This is a genomic window from Mameliella sp. AT18 (genome assembly GCF_028807275.1).
GTDB classification, from domain to species: domain Bacteria; phylum Pseudomonadota; class Alphaproteobacteria; order Rhodobacterales; family Rhodobacteraceae; genus Antarctobacter; species Antarctobacter albus.
Genome location: NZ_JARAMO010000283.1, coordinates 1 through 15,995 on the forward strand (window position 1 = coordinate 1; position 15,995 = coordinate 15,995).

The following is a 15,995-nucleotide window of genomic DNA, read 5'->3' on the forward strand; positions in this document are numbered from 1 at the left end:
CGATCGCCATGCAGGCGCCCTGGGCCATGAACGGCACCATCGGGTGCGCCGCGTCGCCCAACAGGGCGGCACGGCCCTGTGACCAGCGCGGCATCGGTTCGCGGACGTGCAGGGCCGAGCGCGTGACCTCGGTGCAGGCTTCCAGCAGGGTGCGGGCCTCGGGGTGGAAATCGGCGTAGGTGGCGCGCAGCTCCGCGATGTCGCCGGGCAGGGTCCAGCCTTCCTCGCTCCAGTCCGTTTGCGGCGTGGTGGCAAAGACAAATATCTCTTCGCCGCCGGTCAGCGGGAAGGTGACGATCTGGCGGTCCGAATCCGGCCCCCACCACTTGGTGAAACTGTCGAGGTTGGGCAATTCGGCCACCGCCGCGCGCGGAACAACCGCGCGCCAGGACACCAGCCCGGTAAAGCGCGGCGCATCGGGGCCGAACATCGCCGTGCGCAGGGCGGAATGGATGCCGTCGCCACCGATCAGCACGTCCGCCGCGTGACGGCTGCCGTCCTTCAGCAGCAGGGTGGCACCTTGCTCCCCTTGTTCCAGCCCGGCGACCGCCGCGCCAAAGCGGATGGTGCCGGGTGCGAGGGCATCCTGCAGGGCGCTCAGCAGGTCCGCGCGGTGGATGGTCAGCTGCGGGGCACCGTATTTCTCCTCGGCCGCCGCGCTCATCGGCAGGCGCGAGGTCTCGCGGCCATCGTCCCACATCCGGCTGATGCGGTATTCCGGGCGGGCCGCGGTTTCGCGCAGCCGATCACCGATTCCCGCCCCCAGTCCGTCCAGCGCATGAACGGCATTCGGCGTCAGGTTCACGTCGGCGCCGATTCGTCCAAAGGCCGAAGTCTGTTCGTAGATCGCGACCTGGTGGCCGTGTGACTGCAGCGCGATGGCCGCCGCCATCCCGCCTACACCCCCGCCGGCAATAGCAATTTTCAAGGCATTCATAAGGTGTCTCCCTCTCCGCAAGTGTTCATAAAATAACATCTTGTTCAGATATAATCAGTGTCGGATCTGCGGGCATCTGTCAATGCGGGTGCCTTTGGCTGGCGCGATCCGCGGAAATTCGTTGACAGAACGCAGGGCAGTCAGGCAGTCTATATTTGAACATCATGTTAAAATATGAACACATCGCAAAGACGCGACGCGATAAAGCAAGCCACGATGGATAAGGGAGACCGGCACATGAGTGGACATGACGCATTCAAGGACAGGCTCACGGAGCGCGCGCAGGACACCAGCCGCCCGGCACTGGCGAACCAGTGCCGCGGGCGCGACCTGGAACCGGCGGAAATGGCCCTGGCCGAGGCCCTGATGAAAATCTACGGCACCGGCGAGCACGATTTTGCCAAGGTCGCCGCCGCGCTGGCGGATCAGGGCGTGACCGCCCCCAAGTCGGGCCGCACCGACTGGACGGAGGCGCTGCTGGGCGAAGAACTGAAGGCGATCAACGCCGACCTGGACGCAGCATACGAGGCCCAGGGTTATGGCGCTTGAGTTCCGTTCCGTCACCAAGCGCTTCCCGACCAATTCCGGCGAGGAACTGACCGCCGTTAAGGACGTGAACTTTCGCGTCGAAGAGGGCGAATTCGTCTCGGCGGTCGGCCCCTCGGGCTGCGGGAAGTCCACGATCCTGTCGATGACAGCAGGCCTTTACCAGCCCACCGAGGGCCAGGTGCTGGTCAGCGACGAGCCGGTCACGGGCCCCAATACACATGTCGGGTTCATGCTGCAGAAGGACCTGCTTCTGCCCTGGCGCAACATCATCTCGAACATCGAATTCGGGCTGGAATCGCGCGGCGTCGGCAAGGAAGCCCGCCGCGAACGCGCCATGAAAGAACTCAAGCACTGCCACCTCGAAGGGTTCGACCAGCAGTATCCCTATCAACTGTCGGGAGGGATGCGGCAGCGCGCGGCACTGGCCCGCACCCTCGCCATCGACCCCGAGATCATCCTGCTGGACGAGCCGTTCTCGGCGCTGGACGCGCAGACCAAGCTGCTGCTGCAGAACTCCTTTGCCAAGACCATCGCAGAGGCGGGCAAGACCACGCTGCTGATCACCCATGACTTGGCAGAAGCCGTGCTGATGTCCGACCGCATCCTGGTCCTCAGCGAACGTCCCGGCACGGTGATCGCGGACATCAAGGTGGATCTGCCGCACCGCGACGAACCGATCAAGCGGCGCACGCTGCCCGAAGTGGCCGACTATGCCGCGCAGCTCTTCAAACTACTGAAGCTCGAAGAAAAAGCAGCCTGACTGCAGGGAGTCAAAAGACATGAAACACACGTTCATCAACACGATCGCCGCCGCTGCAATGGCCGTTTCGGCCTCTTTCGCAAGCGCGGCAGAGCAGGTGACCTACCTGTTCCCGGCCCCGGATTTCCTGCCGGCCTTCGCGCCCTTCCAGCTTGCCAAGGGCAAGGGGTACTTCGAAGAGGCCGGCCTTGACGTGACCTTTCGCGTCGGCAAGGGCGGCGCGGATGTGGCGACGCAGGTCGCTCTGGGCAATGCCGACCTTGGCGGCGGCATCGGCGACACCTCGATCATCGTGCGGGCCAATGGTCTGGACATCCGCGGCGTGGCCCTGCTGGGCGGCCGTGGTCTGACCCAGCTGGCATGGCGCGCCGACAGCGGTATCGAAAGCCCGGCGGATCTCAGGGGCAAGTCGGTCGGCGTGCTCTCGTTCCAGGACACCACCTATTACAACCTGCTGGGCGTGCTCGCCTCCGTCGGGCTGACCAAGAATGACGTCGACATCCAGGCCGTTGGCCCGGGTGGCATCATCCAGCTGTCCATTGCCGGCAACCTCGATGCATTTTCAGGCGTGCCGGAGTGGATCGCCGCCGTCGAGGGCGCGGGTGTCGAGATGAAGCAGATGCCGGTCGACGCCGTCTTCCCGGCGATGGCGCAGGCCATTATCGCCTCTGACAAGACCATCGCGGAACGCCCCGAGATCGTCAGCGGTTTCGTGAATGCGGTCCTGAAGGGCATCCGCGACATCCAGGACGATCCCGAGCAGGCCGCCAAGGACTATGTCAGCTTTGTTCCGCAGCACAGTGGCAAGGAAAAGATGGTCGAGGGCGTGATGCGCGCCTACGCCTCGCTGATCTATCCCGAAGGCGAAAACCAGCCCCTGGGCACCTTCGATCCCGAGCGGATCAAGGCCGTCCAGACCTTCTACGTCGATCGCGGCATCGTGCGCACCGCTGTGCCGATCGAAGACCTCTACACCAATGAATTCGTGAAATGACCGACGCAACGCAAATCCAGGCCGGGGCGAAGGCCCCGGCCCAAGGGACCCGCCCGACCAAACACAAATCTGCAACCGGGAGACCAAGCATGGCGCAGCGTCACATGACAACGATCGTCAGCCTGACATTGCTGGCCCTCGTGCTGCTGGCCTGGGAATTCCTGCCGCCGGCGCTGGATGTCCCGCGCTTCATCATCCCCACGCTGAGCGACTGCCTGGCCGAATTCCAGCGCATGTGGGCCTTCGAAGGGCTCTGGGCACATGTCCTGTCGACCGCGCTCTACACGGTACTGGGCTTTGCCATCGGCAGCCTGCTGGGCGCGGTGCTGGGCTACCTGCTGGGCATGTCGGCCTTCTGGGAAAAGGTCCTGTCGCCCTACATCCTGGCGCTGCAGATCGCACCCAAGGTCGCCTTTGCGCCCCTCTTCATCATGTGGTTCGGCTACAACTCGATGCCAAAGCTGCTGGTGACTGTGCTGATCGTGTTCTTTCCGGTCCTCGTCAACGTGCTGCAGGCCATGCGCACCGTCGACCGCGACCTGATCAACCTGGCCCGGGCCTACAACCTGTCGCGCTTCGGCATCTTCTGGAAGATCGAGATGCCCTCGACCGTTCCGAACCTGATGGCCGGCCTGCGCATCGCCTCCACACTGGCCGTGATTGGCGTGACGGTGGGCGAACTGGTGGGCGGCAACACCGGCCTCGGGTTCCTGATTTCCTACGGTGGCGGACAGGCGAATGCCGCGATGGTCTTCAACGCCATCATCCTGCTGACCGTGATCGGCTTCGTGCTCTACTCGGCCCTCGTGCGCATCGAAGAGCGTGTTCTCCATTACCTGCCCAAGGCCCACGGCTGAGCGGCGGACGCATTCCCAAGGGAGTATGACAATGACTGCCATCGACAAGAAAGCCTTGATCGAAAAGCGCGTGAACGAAGGTCTGCGCGGCCAGTGGTACCCGGTCTGCAAATCGGTCGAGGTGAAGGCCTCGCGCCCCTACGGCACCAAGCTGCTGGGTGACAAGATCGTGCTGTGGCGCGACGGTTCGGGCAAACTGCGCTGCATCGAGGACTTCTGCCCCCACCGCGGCGCGCCGTTGTCTTACGGCGAGGTCCACGAGGGCCATGTTGCCTGCCGCTATCACGGCGTGGTCGTGGACGGTGACGGCGTGGTGGTCCAGGTGCCAGCGATGCCCGAATGCGCGCTGGAAGGCCGCAAGGCGGTCAAGTCCTTCCAGGTGACAGAGGCCAACGACGCGGTCTTTGTCTATGTCCCCTCCATCGACCGGCCGGAGGCGCCGGAGCTGGTGATGCCCGACGTCATGAGCGACGACGCCTGGGCCGGGTTCCTCTGCACCTCGGTCTGGGAGTCGAACTATCGCTACGCGCTCGACAACCTCGCCGATCCGATGCACGGCTGCTACCTGCACGCCGAGAGCTTTACCCTTGCCTACGGGTCCAAGCAGGACCTGATGAAGCTGGACAAGACCGACAACGGCTTCCGGATCGAGCGCGTCGGCCAGACCGGCGAGAATTTCGACTGGACCGAGTTCGAGGTCTACCCGGGAGACATGTTTTGCTTTCTCGAAATCCCCTATCCGCCGGCGGCGGGGCCGGGGGGCGTGTTTCGCATCATCGGCTTTGTCACCCCGATGGACGAGACAACAACCAAGGTCTTTTTCTGGCGGATGCGCCAGGTCGAGGGGATGGCGCGCGAAAGCTGGCGCTTCCTCTACCGTGCCAAGATGGAAAAGACCCACTGGGACGTGCTGGAGCAGGACCGCGTGATGCTGGAAGGCATGCCCGACGACGCCCGCAAGCGCGAGATGCTCTATCAGCATGACCTGGGCGTCAGCCGTATCCGCCAGATCCTGACCCGTGCCGCCAAGGCGCAGGTCGAGGCGGAGCTGAAGCAGGACAGCGTGGCGGCAGAGTGATGATGCTGCAAGGACGTCTTATCCTGCTGACCGGCGCGGCGCGGGGTCTGGGGGCGGAAATCGCCCGCTGCCTCGCGGGCCACGGCGCGGAGCTGATCCTGGCGGACATCGCCGAGGACGAGGGCCGCGCCACGGCCAAGGAGGTCGGCGCGCAGTTCCTGCCGGTCGACCTGGGCGATCCCGCGTCGATCACCGCGCTGGCGGGGTCCGTCGGCAAGGCCACGGACGGCGCGCTGCACGGGCTGGTCAACAACGGTGCCATTGCCACCGGCATCGGCGGCATCGGCTTCGAGGAAATCGAGATCGACAGCTGGGACCTGGTGCAACGCGTGAACGTGCGCGGCACCTGGCTGATGACCCGCGCCGCCGCGCCGATGCTGCGCGCATCCGGCTCGGGCCGGGTGGTCAACGTGGCCTCGGACACTGCGCTCTGGGGCGCGCCCAATCTCATGTCCTATGTCGCCAGCAAGGGGGCGGTCATGTCGATGACCCGCTCGCTGGCCCGCGAACTGGGCAAGGACCGGGTGGGTGTCAGCGCCGTGGCGCCGGGCATCCTGACCACCGAGTCGACCGATTACGTCCCCGAGGCACGCCACCGTCAGTATTCCGACGGCCGCGCCGTCCCCGGGCCGCAGGCGCCGGGAGAGATCACCGATGTCGTGGCCTTTCTGCTGAGCGAGGGGGCGCTGACACTTACCGGGCAGGTTTTGCCCGTCAACAACGGGTTCGTGTTCAAATGACCGGCTGGGAAACGAAAACCGCCGCCGGGATCGAGTATCTCGAACGCGCGGGCGAGGGCGAGGCGCTGGTTCTGCTGCACGGCATTGGATCGCAGGCGGCTTCCTTTACGCCGCTCCTGGATCATATCGATGCGACGCGCCGGGTGATCGCCTGGAACGCGCCGGGCTATGGAGCCTCTGCGCCGCTTGGGATGGACTGGCCGCTGGCCAGCGACTACGCCCGCGCGCTGGAGGCTTTCTGCGACGCGCTGGGTCTGCGCCGGGTCATGCTGGCCGGGCACTCGCTGGGCACGCTGATGGGCGCGAGTTTTGCCGCCGCGCACCGCGACCGGGTCAGCCGCCTTGTCCTGGCCTCACCTGCTTTGGGGCATGGCGTGCCGCGGGGTGGTGGCCTGAGTTCCGCGGCCCAGGCGCGGATCGACGACCTTCAGCGACTTGGCGCCGAAAAGTTCGCCGTCCTGCGCGCCGCGCGGCTGGTGCATGACCCGGACGCGAACCCGGGCCATGTCGCCCAGGTGCAGGCGGCCATGTCGCAGGTCACGCTGCCCGGCTACGGGCAGGCCGCGCGGATGCTGGCCTCGGGCCGGCTGTTGGATGATGCCGAAAGGCTGATGGTGCCGACCGACGTGATCGTCGGCGCCGGAGACGTGGTTACGCCCCCCGATGGCGCCCGCCGCGCCTTTGCCGCGCTGCATCGCGCCGCGCAGGGCCGCCTGACCATCGTGCCCGATGCGGGGCACGCGCTTTACCTGCAGGCCCCGGCGGCATTCGCCGCCGCGCTGGCCGCGCACACCGAGACAGCCGGTTGACCGGCGGAACGAAGGAGGAAACCCGATGAGCGAGACCCCGATCCGCACCGGCAGCCTGCGCGGCATCATGATGCGCGGCCCGGGCCTGGCGGAAACGCTGCCCTTCTACGAGGACATGTGGGGCCTGAAGCTGGCCCATAGCGACGACGGCACCGCGCTCTTGCGCGGCACCGGGACAGAGCCCTTTCTCTACGGGCTGACCGAGGGCGATGTCTTTGGCATCGAATACGTGCATTTCGCCATGCCCGACCGCACACAAACGGAGGCGCTGCACGCGCAATGCGTGGCAAAAGGCGCGCAGGTGTTGGGCGCCCCGGCAGAGTTCGACGACTGGGCCGGTGGCTATGGCTTCGAGGTTCTCGACCCGGACATGCGCCGCCTGCGGTTCCGCACCGAGGCCCGGCAACTGCCCGAGGAACCGGACTGGTCCAAGCCGAAGAAGGTCAGCCACGTGGTGCTGAACACGCCGGACATGGAAGGCGTGCAAGCCTGGTACGAGGATTTTCTGGGGTTCCGCACCTCGGATTACTCGGCCGACCAGATGGTCTTCCTGCGCTGCAACACCGATCACCACTCGATCGCCCTGGTCCGCGCGCATTATGCAAGCGTCAACCACGTTGCCTTTGAATTGCCGACCATCGACGAATTCATGCGTGCCATCGGCCGGATGAAGCAGAAGGGCCATGTCCCCACCTGGGGGCCGGGCCGTCACGGGCCGGGCAACAATCCGTTCGCCTATTTCGTCTCGCCCTCGGGCTTTGTGATCGAGTTCACCTCGGAACTGCAGCAGATCGACGAGACCACGCATGAGGCGCAGGTCTGGCCGCGCGACAATCCCGAACTGATGGACCGCTGGATGACCGCCGGCCCGCCGACTCCGGCGCAACGCGCGGTGATGCAGGGGCGGCCCGATCCGGGCTGGCCGGAACTGGCACAACGCAACCGGGGGGCAGCGGAATGAATTTCGGATACGATGGATCGGTGGCGGTCGTCACCGGCGGATCCTCGGGCATCGGCCTTGCCACTGTGCGGGTCCTGTTGGGATCGGGCGCCAGGGTCGCGCTTTGTGCGCGCAACGCCTCGCGGCTGGAGGACGTGGCCAGCGTGCTGCGCCGGGACTACGGCGAGGATCGCGTTCTGTCCCGAGCCTTCTCTGTGCTGGACGCGGATGAGGTGAACGGCTTTGCCGACGAGGTGAAGCAGACCTTTGGCCGCTGCGACCTGCTGGTGAACAACGCGGGCCAGGGGCGTCTGTCGACCTTCGCCGAAACCAGCGACCAGGACTGGCGCGACGAATACGAGCTGAAGATCTTCAGCCAGGTGCTGCCGGTCCGGGCTTTCCTGCCGATGCTGCGTGAGGCGCAAGGCGCTATCGTCGCGGTCAACTCGCTGCTGGCCTACCAGCCGGAACCGCACATGGTCTGCACCTCTTCGGCCCGCGCGGGGGTTCAGAACATGCTGAAATCGCTCAGCGTCGAACTGGCCCCCGACGTGCGCGTCAATTCGGTCCTCATGGGGCTGATCGAATCCGGCCAATGGACCCGCCGCTTTGCCGCGCGAGAGGACCAGAGCGTCAGCCGCGCCGATTGGTACGGCGCGCTGGCCGAAAAGAAAGGCATTCCGATGGGCCGCCTCGGCGACCCCGAAGAGGCCGCCAACGCGATTGCCTTCCTCGGCTCGCGCGCGGCCAGTTACATCACCGGCGCCCAGCTTGACGTTTCGGGCGGCCTGGCACGGCACATCTAGGGAGATGGGTATGAAACACGAAGCCATTCAGCAGACCGAGACGGTCGGCGATTTTATTGCCCGTTACCTGGCGGACGTGGGCGTCACCACCATGTTCGGCGTGATCTCGATCCACAACATGCCGATCCTCGACGCGGTGGCGCGGCAGGGTCGTATCCGGTTCGTCCCGGCACGGGGCGAGGCGGGCGCGATGAACATGGCCGATGCCTATGCACGGGTGTCTGGTGGCATGGGCGTCTGCCTGACGTCCACCGGGACCGCGGCGGGCAATGCCGCCGGCGCGCAGGCCGAGGCGCTGACCGCCGGCAGCCGTGTCCTGCACATCACCAGCCAGGTCGACCTGGCCTATGCCGACCGTGACCGCGCGGCGATCCACGACGTGCCGCGCCAGCCAGAGATGCTGCGCGGGGTGTCCAAGGCGGTCTTCCGCATGTGGGACGCGAATGGCGCCATCGGCGCGCTGACCGCGGCTGTTTCGGCGGTGCTTTCGGCGCCCAGCGGTCCGGTGTCGCTGGAGATCCCGGTGGACGTGCAGCGCAGCCTTGCGGCGCCGCAGGGGGTGCAGCACGCGCCGGTGCCGGTCGTGCCCCGCGTGTGCGACGCGGTGATCGAGGACATCGCCAACCACCTGAAGCAGGCCAAGCGTCCGCTGATCTGGCTGGGCGGCGGCGCGCGTGGCGCCGTGGCAGAGGCGACGGAACTGATGCGGCGCGGTGTCGGGGTCGTCTCCTCGACCAACGGGCGCGGCGTGGTCTCCGAGGAAGAGCCGGGCACGCTGGGCGCCTTCAACATGGGGCCGGAAGCGGTCGACCTCTACCAGAGCAGTGACCTGATGATCGTCATCGGGTCGCGCCTGCGCGGCAACGAAACCCGCAACAATGAAATGCCGCTGCCCAAGCCGCTGATCCAGATCGACGCGGATGCCTCGCAGGGCGGGCGCAACTACGCGGTGGACCTGTTCGCCCACGGCGACGCGGCGGACACGCTGGCGCGCGTGCTGGAGCTTTTGCCCGCGAAACTCGACACCGACCCGAACCTTGGCTTCGATATTGCCAAGGCGCGGGCCAAGGCCGAAGGCGCCCTGCGCGACCGGCTTGGCCACTATTCCTCCGTGGCCGACACGCTCAGCGCCAAGGTGGTCGAGGGCGGCCACGCCTGGGTGCGTGACGTGACCATTTCCAACTCGACCTTCGGCAATCGGTATGTCCGGCTCAGCGAGCCGACCCAGGGCGTGCATGCGCTGGGTGGGGGCATCGGTCAGGGGGTCTCGATGGGGATCGGCGCTGCGCTGGCCTGTGGTGAAGGCCGCAAGGCGATCACCCTGCTGGGCGATGGCGGTACGATGCTGGGCCTGGCCGAGGCGATCACCGCCGTCGATGAGAACGCCCCGCTGGTCTATGTCCTGATGAACGACCAGGCCTATGGCGTGATCCAGAACATCCAGGATGCGCAATACGACAGCCGCCGGCACTATTCGGCGATCCGCGTGCCTGAGTTCGGAACCTTCTGCGCCTCCATCGGCCTGCCGCATCGCAAGGTCAGCGCGCTTGACGCCTTCGAGGCGGCGCTGGACGACGCGCTGGCCGCCGAAGGTCCACAGCTGATCGAGGTGGACATGATCGCCATCGGTCCCTTTGCCGAAGCCTTTGCAGGCCCGCCCGCCGGTGCCGCGCAGAAAGAGGACTGACGCCATGCGGCTGGGACTGATCGGCTTTGGCAACATCGGGGCCACGCTGCTGGACCTGATGCAGAAGGCCGGGCTTGCCCCGGCGCACCTGGCCGTTCTGGTGCGTCCGGGCCGCGAAGCCAGCGTGCCAGCGACCGCCGGGGCCGTGGTAGTGACCAGTGCCGAAGCGCTGCTGGCCGAAACGCCCGATCTGATCGTGGAATGCGCGGGCCATGCGGCGGTATCCGAACACGGGCCTGTGGTGCTGCGCGCGGGGGTAGACATGGTGCAGGTTTCTGTCGGCGCCATGTCGGATCCCGCGCTGGAGGCCCGGTTGCGTGCAGCCGCCAAGGAGGGCGGGGCGCGGATCGTGCTGCCCGCAGGCGCGGTCGGCGGCCTGGACCTGTTGTCGGCGCTCTCGGCAACAGGCGAACTGCAAGTCACCTATCGCGGGATCAAGCCGCCCAAGGCCTGGGCGGGGACGCCTGCCGGGGAAACGCTTGACCTCGATACCCTGACCACGCGCGAGGTCTTTTTCCGTGGATCGGCGCGGGATGCCGCGCGCGCCTTCCCCAAGAATGCCAACGTCGCGGCGGCGCTGGCCCTGGCCGGGGCCGGTTTCGAGGAGACGCAGGTCGAATTGATCGCGGACCCAGATGCGCCCGGCAACGTGCATTCCTATGACGTGTGCTCGCCCGTGGCGAACTACACGATGGAAATCGAGAACCTGCCCTCGGCAGGCAACGTGAAAACCAGCGTTTCGACGGTCTACTCGGTCCTGCGAGAGATCCGGAACCGCATGAACCCAGTGGTGATCTGATGAACATGATGGACACGACACTGCCGGACGGGCGGCTTTACCTTGGCGGCACCTGGCGCGAGGGGCAGGGGGCCGAGATCACATCGGTCTTTCCGGCGGACGGCACGGTGAACCGTGTGCTGCGCGGTGCCTCGACCGCCGATGGCGAAGAGGCGATTGCCCGGGCCAAGGCGGCGCAGCCCGCCTGGGGCGCGCTGAAACCCTTTGAGCGGGCGCGGGTCCTGTACCGCATCGCCGACGGGATCGAGGCGAACACCGGACGGATTTCGCGCATCCAATCCCGCGATACCGGCAAGACGCTGACCGAAACAGCCGCGCTGGCGGCCTCGGCGGCGGGGACCTTCCGCTATTTCGCCGCCGTGGCCGAGACGATGGACGACGATCTGACGGCGCGGCGCGGAACGGCGATGACCTTGTCGGTGCATGAGCCGCTGGGTGTCGTCGCCGCCATCACGCCGTGGAATTCGCCCATCGCCTCGGACGCGCAGAAGGTGGCGCCGGCACTGGCGGCGGGCAATGCCGTGATCCTCAAACCCGCCTCCTGGTCGCCCCTGACGGCGCTGGAACTGGCGCGGATCGTGGATGAGGCCGGATTGCCCAAGGGCCTGTTTTCCGTCCTGCCCGGGTCTGGGCGCGAGATCGGCAACCTGCTGGTGGAACATCCCGACATCGCCAAGGTCAGCTTTACCGGCGGCACCTCGACGGGCCGTACTCTGGCGCGCAAGGCGGCGGAGAAACTGATGCCGGTCAGCCTGGAGCTTGGCGGCAAGTCGCCCACCATCGTCTTTGCAGATGCGGACATGGATATGGCGATTGCCGGGATCCTGTTCGGGATCTTCTCGTCCTCGGGGCAAAGCTGCATCGCCGGATCGCGCCTTTTCGTGGAGCGGTCGATCTATGAAAGCTTTGTCGAACGGCTGGTTGCGGCGACCCGCGCGCTGAAGGTGGGCCACCCCTTCGAGGCGGGAACGCAGGTGGCGCCGCTGATCCACATGGACCACCGGGCCGAGGTGGCGGACCACGTTGCCCGTGCGCTGGACGAGGGGGCGGACCTGCTCTGCGGTGGTGCAGCGCCCGAAGGTGAAAGCTATGCAGCGGGCAGCTACTACCTGCCCACCATCCTTGCGGGGGTCGACAACACGGCACGGATCTGCCGTGAAGAGGTCTTTGGCCCGGTGCTGGTCGTCATGCCATTCGACGACGAGGCCGATGTCATCGCCTTGTCGAACGACAATGATTATGGACTGGCCTGCGGGATCTGGACACGGGACTTTCCGCGCGCCTGGCGCATCGGCAGCGCGATCAAGGCGGGGACCGTCTGGCACAACACCTACAAGCAGTTCTCGATCTCGACGCCCTTCGGCGGCGACGGGGACAGCGGCATCGGACGCGAAAAGGGCCGCCAGGGCCTGCGCGCCTACATGACGCAAAAGAGTTTCTACACCGATCTGAGCGGTGCGCCCCATCCCTGGGCCGGTACCGCGCTGGAGGCGTCATGAGCGGCAAGATCGCAATCGTGGGCGCCGGGCCTTCGGGCTGCTACCTGGCGCAGGCCCTGCTGAAGAAGGCGCCTGACCTGCAGGTCGACCTGATCGACCAACTTCCGGTGCCGTACGGGCTGGTCCGCTATGGCGTCGCTGCGGATCACCAGGGCACCAAGGGGGTCGCGCGTCAGTTTTCGCGGGTCTTCGAACGCCAGGGGGCGCGGTTCTTCGGCAACGTGGCGATCGGGCGGGATGTGACGCTGGACGATCTCCGCGCGGCCTATGATGCCGTGGTGCTGGCGGCAGGTCTCTCGACAGACCGCAGGCTGGCTGTGCCCGGTGACGATTTGCCGGGTGTCTATGGAGCCGGTCGGCTGACGCGGGCGCTGTTCGAACACCCGGACGCCGAGGAGCTGCCTGACCTGGGCGCGCATCCCGTCATCGTCGGCAATGGAAACGTGGCCATCGACCTGCTGCGGTTGCTGGCCAAGGCGCCGGAGGAGCTGGACGGCTCCGACCTTGGCGACGGGCCGAGCCGCTGGCTGGCCCAAAGCGGGATCAAGACGATCACCATCACCGGGCGGTCGCCTGCGGCGCGGGCCAAGTTCGACGCCGTCATGGTCAAGGAGCTGGCCAAGCTTTCGGATGTGCGGATCGAGGTGGTCGGCGCCGGTGACAGCGACGACCCGGTCGAACTGAAGACACTGGAGGCGCTGACGGCGATCCACGGACATGGGGGTGGGGCCAAGCGGATCATCTTTCGCTTTGGTCTGACGCCGAAGGCGGTGGAAGGCGAAGGGCAGGTGCAGGCGGTACGGTTCGACACGGAAAGTGGCGAAGAGGTCATCCCCTGCACATCCGTCCTGACCGCCATCGGTTTCGAGGCGGCGCCGGGCCTTCCGCGCGATGCGCTGATCGCCGAGGCCGCCGATGCCGAAGCATGGCGCCTGGCGCCCGGGCTGTTCGCTGCCGGATGGTTCCGGCGCGGTCCGCGCGGCACGATCCCCGAGAACCGCGCCGACGCGCAGGCATTGGCATCTGTCATCCTCGATGACTTCTCGGCCGATCCGACGCGCATGGGCGGCCAGGTGTTCGACGGATTGGACAATATCGTCGATTACTCTGGCTGGAGCCGCATCGACGCCGCCGAAACAGGGGCCGCGCCTGAGGGGCGCTGCCGCACCAAACTCGCCACCCGGGAGACAATGCTCGGGGTTGCAGGAGCAAGGGAGACGACGAAATGAAGATCACCATCCTTTACGGCACCGAAACCGGCAACGCAGAAATGCTGGCCGAGGACATCCAGTCCGAGATCGAGGGAGACCACGAGGTCGAAATCTCCAACCTCGAGGATTTCGCGCCTGCGGATTTCGACGCGGACTGTTTTTATCTGTTGGTCTGTTCGACCTATGGAGACGGCGACCTGCCGGCCTCGGCCCAGCCTTTTGCGGATGCGATGGCGGCGGAAAAGCCGGACCTGGCGGCGATCCATTTCGCGATTTTCGGCCTGGGTGACAGCGAATACGACGAGACCTTCAACCACGGCCCCAAGAAACTGGCGGAACTGATGATTGCGCATGGCGCCCACCAGGTGGGTGAACGCGTGGCGCATGATGCCTCCGGCAGCGACATGGCCGAAGACCTGGCCTTTCCCTGGGCCGAAACGGTCATCGCCGAGGTATCGGAAAAGCTGGGCGAGGCAGCCTGATGACCCCCGCAGAACTGCGCGAAAGGCTCGTCGCTCCTTGGCGGCACGGTGAACACGCCGACCTGCGCGGGGTGACCTGCGAGGGGCGGCTGGACCTGTCTGGCTGCGAGGTCGCGGGCTTCGACCTTTCCGGAGCCAGGTTCCCCGAAGGCATCGACGCCCGGGGCGCACGCTTCCTGGGGCTCAGCTGGTTGCGGGACGTGCGGTTTGGCGGGCGTGCGGATTTTGGCGGCGCGGTCTTCCTGAATGACGCCCGTTTCGAAGGCGCCCGGTTTGACGGTGCCGCCCGTTTTTCGGGGATCGAGTTTAGAGGCATCGGTCGCTTTGACGCTGCGCGCTTTGAGGCAGAGGCCGATTTCTCGGGCGCGGTGGGCTATGGCAACTGCTCGCTGGCGCAGGTGTCCTTGCAGGGGCCGACCAGCTTTCGCGACAGCGAATGGCTGGGCGGTCTGTGGTGCCAGGATGCCGCGTTGCCTGCCGACGCGGACCTTTCCGAAACGCAGGTGCACGGGCGCCTTTGGCTGCGCGGGGCACGGCAGGGGAACGGCGCACTGAAACCGGCTGCCTTCGGAATGTCCTTCGGCTATACCTATCTCTGAGTCCGGGGGCGCGCGTTACCGGCGCGCGCCTAGATCTGCTCCGAGGCCCAGCCGCGATAGCCAAGCGCCTCGGAAATCTCTCGTGCCGCGGATTTCAGGTCTGCCTCGATCTGGCCGGCCTGCGGGCTGTCCGGCGCAAAGGCACTGACGTGACCGGTCACGTTGATGGCCGCGATGGCGCGCCCCTGGTGGTCATATACGGCCACGGCCGCCGATCCGATTTCGCGTTCGAAGTTCGCGACACTCCACGACATGCCACGCGCCCGGTCCTCGGCCAGCTGGTTCTCGAGTTCCTCGAGGCTGGTGCGGGTCTTGTTCGTGTAGGCCTCCAGCGGATGGGTACTGTAGAGTGTCCGCAGATCCGCCGACGACAGTTCGGCCAACAGGATGCGCCCGATCGTCGTGGCATGGGCGGGCAGATGTGTGCCCTCGCGCACGGTGCTGGCAAGGTGCGAATTCGGGGTCTCGCGCGCGAGGTAGATGATCTCATGCCCTTCGCGTATCCCCAGGTGTGCGGAGAGGCTGAGCCGGTCGACCAGCTTGGCCAGGATCGGCCGGGCCGTGGGGATCAGCCCGCGTTCGTTCAGCGCCTCTGTCGCAAGGGCGATCAAGCCGGTCCCCAGGCGATAGCCGCCGTCGTCCGGCAAGGTCTCGATGATGCGCTCGGCTTCAAGCGTGGCCAGAAGACGGATCAGCGTCGTACGGTTGATGCCGATGTCCTTGGCCGTCTTGCTCATGTTGCGGCAACGATTGCCGGCCGCGATATGGCGCAGAACCGCAAGGGCCCGCACAACGGGCGGAACAGAGTAGTCAGGATGGGGCTTGGCGTCGATGTCGTCCGGCATGAAATCGTTCCTGGCGCGGTTGTCCATATTTGAACGCGTAGCGCAAAATATGAGCAGGTGTCGACCGGGGAATTGGTCGGAGATCGTCTTGTCCGGCCAGCGGGCCGGCCCCATCGGGCCTTGTTCGAGCGCACCGGTCGCTCTGTTGGACAGGTCACACATGCACGGAGGGCCGGTGAAGGGAGGAAACCGGGGTGGGCATGTCTCCCTGATCGGAGCCAGCCTCCCTTCCCGGGCCGGATTCGTCCCGGAGCGATACGGGGTTCGGTCTGGAAAGGTGGGAGAGGGCGCCCTTTCGGAGGCATGGCTGCCCAAGTGAGCCATTTAAGTGATTGTCTTCAATGGGTTTTGTGGGATTTCCCGAAAAAATCCGAATTTCTCCAAAAAACTGCTTGCGGGTTTT

General features: G+C 66.1%; 17 protein-coding genes. 15 read left to right on the forward strand and 2 right to left on the reverse strand.

The genetic code is table 11. From position 1 onward, the window contains the following. A partial coding sequence (locus PVW46_RS23040) for an FAD-dependent monooxygenase (RefSeq protein ID WP_274577854.1) occupies nucleotides 1-937 on the reverse strand: 937 nt, incomplete at its 3' end. A gap of 237 nt (nucleotides 938-1,174) precedes the next feature. On the opposite strand from PVW46_RS23040, the gene PVW46_RS23045 reads away from it, so the two are divergent. The 15 genes from PVW46_RS23045 (at nucleotide 1,175) to PVW46_RS23115 (ending at nucleotide 14,747) form a co-directional block, all read left to right on the forward strand. Then, nucleotides 1,175-1,486: a recombinase-like helix-turn-helix domain-containing protein gene (locus PVW46_RS23045; protein ID WP_043147208.1), complete on the forward strand. Its 312-nt coding sequence runs from the start codon at nucleotides 1,175-1,177 to the stop codon at nucleotides 1,484-1,486. Beyond that, entirely contained in the window at nucleotides 1,476-2,246 is a 771-nt protein-coding gene (locus PVW46_RS23050; protein ID WP_043147207.1) for an ABC transporter ATP-binding protein, read from the forward strand. Before PVW46_RS23045 ends, PVW46_RS23050 begins: the two co-directional genes overlap by 11 nt. Before the next feature lie 19 nt (nucleotides 2,247-2,265). Next, entirely contained in the window at nucleotides 2,266-3,240 is a 975-nt protein-coding gene (locus tag PVW46_RS23055; protein WP_274577857.1) for an ABC transporter substrate-binding protein, read from the forward strand. Nucleotides 3,241-3,329: 89 nt separating this feature from the next. Beyond that, the gene (locus PVW46_RS23060; protein ID WP_069211057.1) at nucleotides 3,330-4,097 is read left to right on the forward strand and encodes an ABC transporter permease; all 768 of its coding nucleotides are present in this window, start codon (nucleotides 3,330-3,332) and stop codon (nucleotides 4,095-4,097) included. A 31-nt stretch (nucleotides 4,098-4,128) separates the two neighbouring features. After that, complete coding sequence (locus PVW46_RS23065; protein WP_069211056.1) at nucleotides 4,129-5,175, forward strand: Rieske 2Fe-2S domain-containing protein; 1,047 nt, start codon at nucleotides 4,129-4,131, stop codon at nucleotides 5,173-5,175. Continuing rightward, the gene (locus PVW46_RS23070) at nucleotides 5,175-5,915 is read left to right on the forward strand and encodes an SDR family oxidoreductase (protein WP_274577861.1); all 741 of its coding nucleotides are present in this window, start codon (nucleotides 5,175-5,177) and stop codon (nucleotides 5,913-5,915) included. Before PVW46_RS23065 ends, PVW46_RS23070 begins: the two co-directional genes overlap by 1 nt. Further along, on the forward strand, nucleotides 5,912-6,724 hold the full coding sequence (locus PVW46_RS23075) for an alpha/beta fold hydrolase (protein WP_069211055.1): 813 nt from the start codon (nucleotides 5,912-5,914) through the stop codon (nucleotides 6,722-6,724). The genes PVW46_RS23070 and PVW46_RS23075 overlap by 4 nt, the downstream gene beginning before the upstream one ends. A 25-nt stretch (nucleotides 6,725-6,749) precedes the next feature. Continuing rightward, nucleotides 6,750-7,685 carry a VOC family protein gene (locus PVW46_RS23080; RefSeq protein ID WP_069211054.1) on the forward strand — a complete coding sequence of 312 codons (936 nt, stop codon included), beginning with the start codon at nucleotides 6,750-6,752 and terminating at the stop codon, nucleotides 7,683-7,685. Further along, nucleotides 7,682-8,470 (forward strand): SDR family oxidoreductase, encoded by a 789-nt coding sequence (locus PVW46_RS23085; protein WP_043147199.1) that lies wholly within the window; start codon nucleotides 7,682-7,684, stop codon nucleotides 8,468-8,470. Before PVW46_RS23080 ends, PVW46_RS23085 begins: the two co-directional genes overlap by 4 nt. A 10-nt stretch (nucleotides 8,471-8,480) precedes the next feature. Next, nucleotides 8,481-10,157 (forward strand): thiamine pyrophosphate-binding protein, encoded by a 1,677-nt coding sequence (locus PVW46_RS23090; protein ID WP_043147197.1) that lies wholly within the window; start codon nucleotides 8,481-8,483, stop codon nucleotides 10,155-10,157. A 4-nt stretch (nucleotides 10,158-10,161) separates the two neighbouring features. Then, the gene (locus tag PVW46_RS23095; protein WP_069211053.1) at nucleotides 10,162-10,956 is read left to right on the forward strand and encodes an aspartate dehydrogenase; all 795 of its coding nucleotides are present in this window, start codon (nucleotides 10,162-10,164) and stop codon (nucleotides 10,954-10,956) included. Between the two features lie 5 nt (nucleotides 10,957-10,961). Then, a complete protein-coding gene (locus tag PVW46_RS23100; RefSeq protein ID WP_274577867.1) occupies nucleotides 10,962-12,455 on the forward strand; it encodes an aldehyde dehydrogenase in 1,494 nt (497 codons plus the stop codon). Then, entirely contained in the window at nucleotides 12,452-13,684 is a 1,233-nt protein-coding gene (locus PVW46_RS23105) for an FAD-dependent oxidoreductase (protein ID WP_069211051.1), read from the forward strand. Before PVW46_RS23100 ends, PVW46_RS23105 begins: the two co-directional genes overlap by 4 nt. Further along, on the forward strand, nucleotides 13,681-14,148 hold the full coding sequence (locus PVW46_RS23110; RefSeq protein WP_043147191.1) for a flavodoxin domain-containing protein: 468 nt from the start codon (nucleotides 13,681-13,683) through the stop codon (nucleotides 14,146-14,148). Before PVW46_RS23105 ends, PVW46_RS23110 begins: the two co-directional genes overlap by 4 nt. Then, the gene (locus PVW46_RS23115; RefSeq protein ID WP_069211050.1) at nucleotides 14,148-14,747 is read left to right on the forward strand and encodes a pentapeptide repeat-containing protein; all 600 of its coding nucleotides are present in this window, start codon (nucleotides 14,148-14,150) and stop codon (nucleotides 14,745-14,747) included. The genes PVW46_RS23110 and PVW46_RS23115 overlap by 1 nt, the downstream gene beginning before the upstream one ends. 29 nt (nucleotides 14,748-14,776) lie before the next feature. Here the strand turns inward: PVW46_RS23115 and PVW46_RS23120 are convergent, their stop codons facing one another. Continuing rightward, entirely contained in the window at nucleotides 14,777-15,592 is an 816-nt protein-coding gene (locus tag PVW46_RS23120; protein ID WP_069211049.1) for an IclR family transcriptional regulator, read from the reverse strand. Between the last annotated feature and the right edge of the window lie 403 nt (nucleotides 15,593-15,995).

Bases quoted from the DNA above. Each gene is read 5' to 3' on its own strand.
- PVW46_RS23045 (WP_043147208.1), top strand. From the start codon at position 1,175: ATGAGTGGACATGACGCATTCAAGGACAGGCTCACGGAGCGCGCGCAG.
- PVW46_RS23070 (WP_274577861.1), top strand. From the start codon at position 5,175: ATGATGCTGCAAGGACGTCTTATCCTGCTGACCGGCGCGGCGCGGGGT.
- PVW46_RS23065 (WP_069211056.1), top strand. From the start codon at position 4,129: ATGACTGCCATCGACAAGAAAGCCTTGATCGAAAAGCGCGTGAACGAA.
- PVW46_RS23080 (WP_069211054.1), top strand. From the start codon at position 6,750: ATGAGCGAGACCCCGATCCGCACCGGCAGCCTGCGCGGCATCATGATG.
- PVW46_RS23090 (WP_043147197.1), top strand. From the start codon at position 8,481: ATGAAACACGAAGCCATTCAGCAGACCGAGACGGTCGGCGATTTTATT.
- PVW46_RS23055 (WP_274577857.1), top strand. From the start codon at position 2,266: ATGAAACACACGTTCATCAACACGATCGCCGCCGCTGCAATGGCCGTT.
- PVW46_RS23095 (WP_069211053.1), top strand. From the start codon at position 10,162: ATGCGGCTGGGACTGATCGGCTTTGGCAACATCGGGGCCACGCTGCTG.
- PVW46_RS23110 (WP_043147191.1), top strand. From the start codon at position 13,681: ATGAAGATCACCATCCTTTACGGCACCGAAACCGGCAACGCAGAAATG.
- PVW46_RS23100 (WP_274577867.1), top strand. From the start codon at position 10,962: ATGATGGACACGACACTGCCGGACGGGCGGCTTTACCTTGGCGGCACC.
- PVW46_RS23085 (WP_043147199.1), top strand. From the start codon at position 7,682: ATGAATTTCGGATACGATGGATCGGTGGCGGTCGTCACCGGCGGATCC.
- PVW46_RS23060 (WP_069211057.1), top strand. From the start codon at position 3,330: ATGGCGCAGCGTCACATGACAACGATCGTCAGCCTGACATTGCTGGCC.
- PVW46_RS23105 (WP_069211051.1), top strand. From the start codon at position 12,452: ATGAGCGGCAAGATCGCAATCGTGGGCGCCGGGCCTTCGGGCTGCTAC.
- PVW46_RS23115 (WP_069211050.1), top strand. From the start codon at position 14,148: ATGACCCCCGCAGAACTGCGCGAAAGGCTCGTCGCTCCTTGGCGGCAC.
- PVW46_RS23075 (WP_069211055.1), top strand. From the start codon at position 5,912: ATGACCGGCTGGGAAACGAAAACCGCCGCCGGGATCGAGTATCTCGAA.
- PVW46_RS23120 (WP_069211049.1), bottom strand. From the start codon at position 15,592: ATGCCGGACGACATCGACGCCAAGCCCCATCCTGACTACTCTGTTCCG.
- PVW46_RS23050 (WP_043147207.1), top strand. From the start codon at position 1,476: ATGGCGCTTGAGTTCCGTTCCGTCACCAAGCGCTTCCCGACCAATTCC.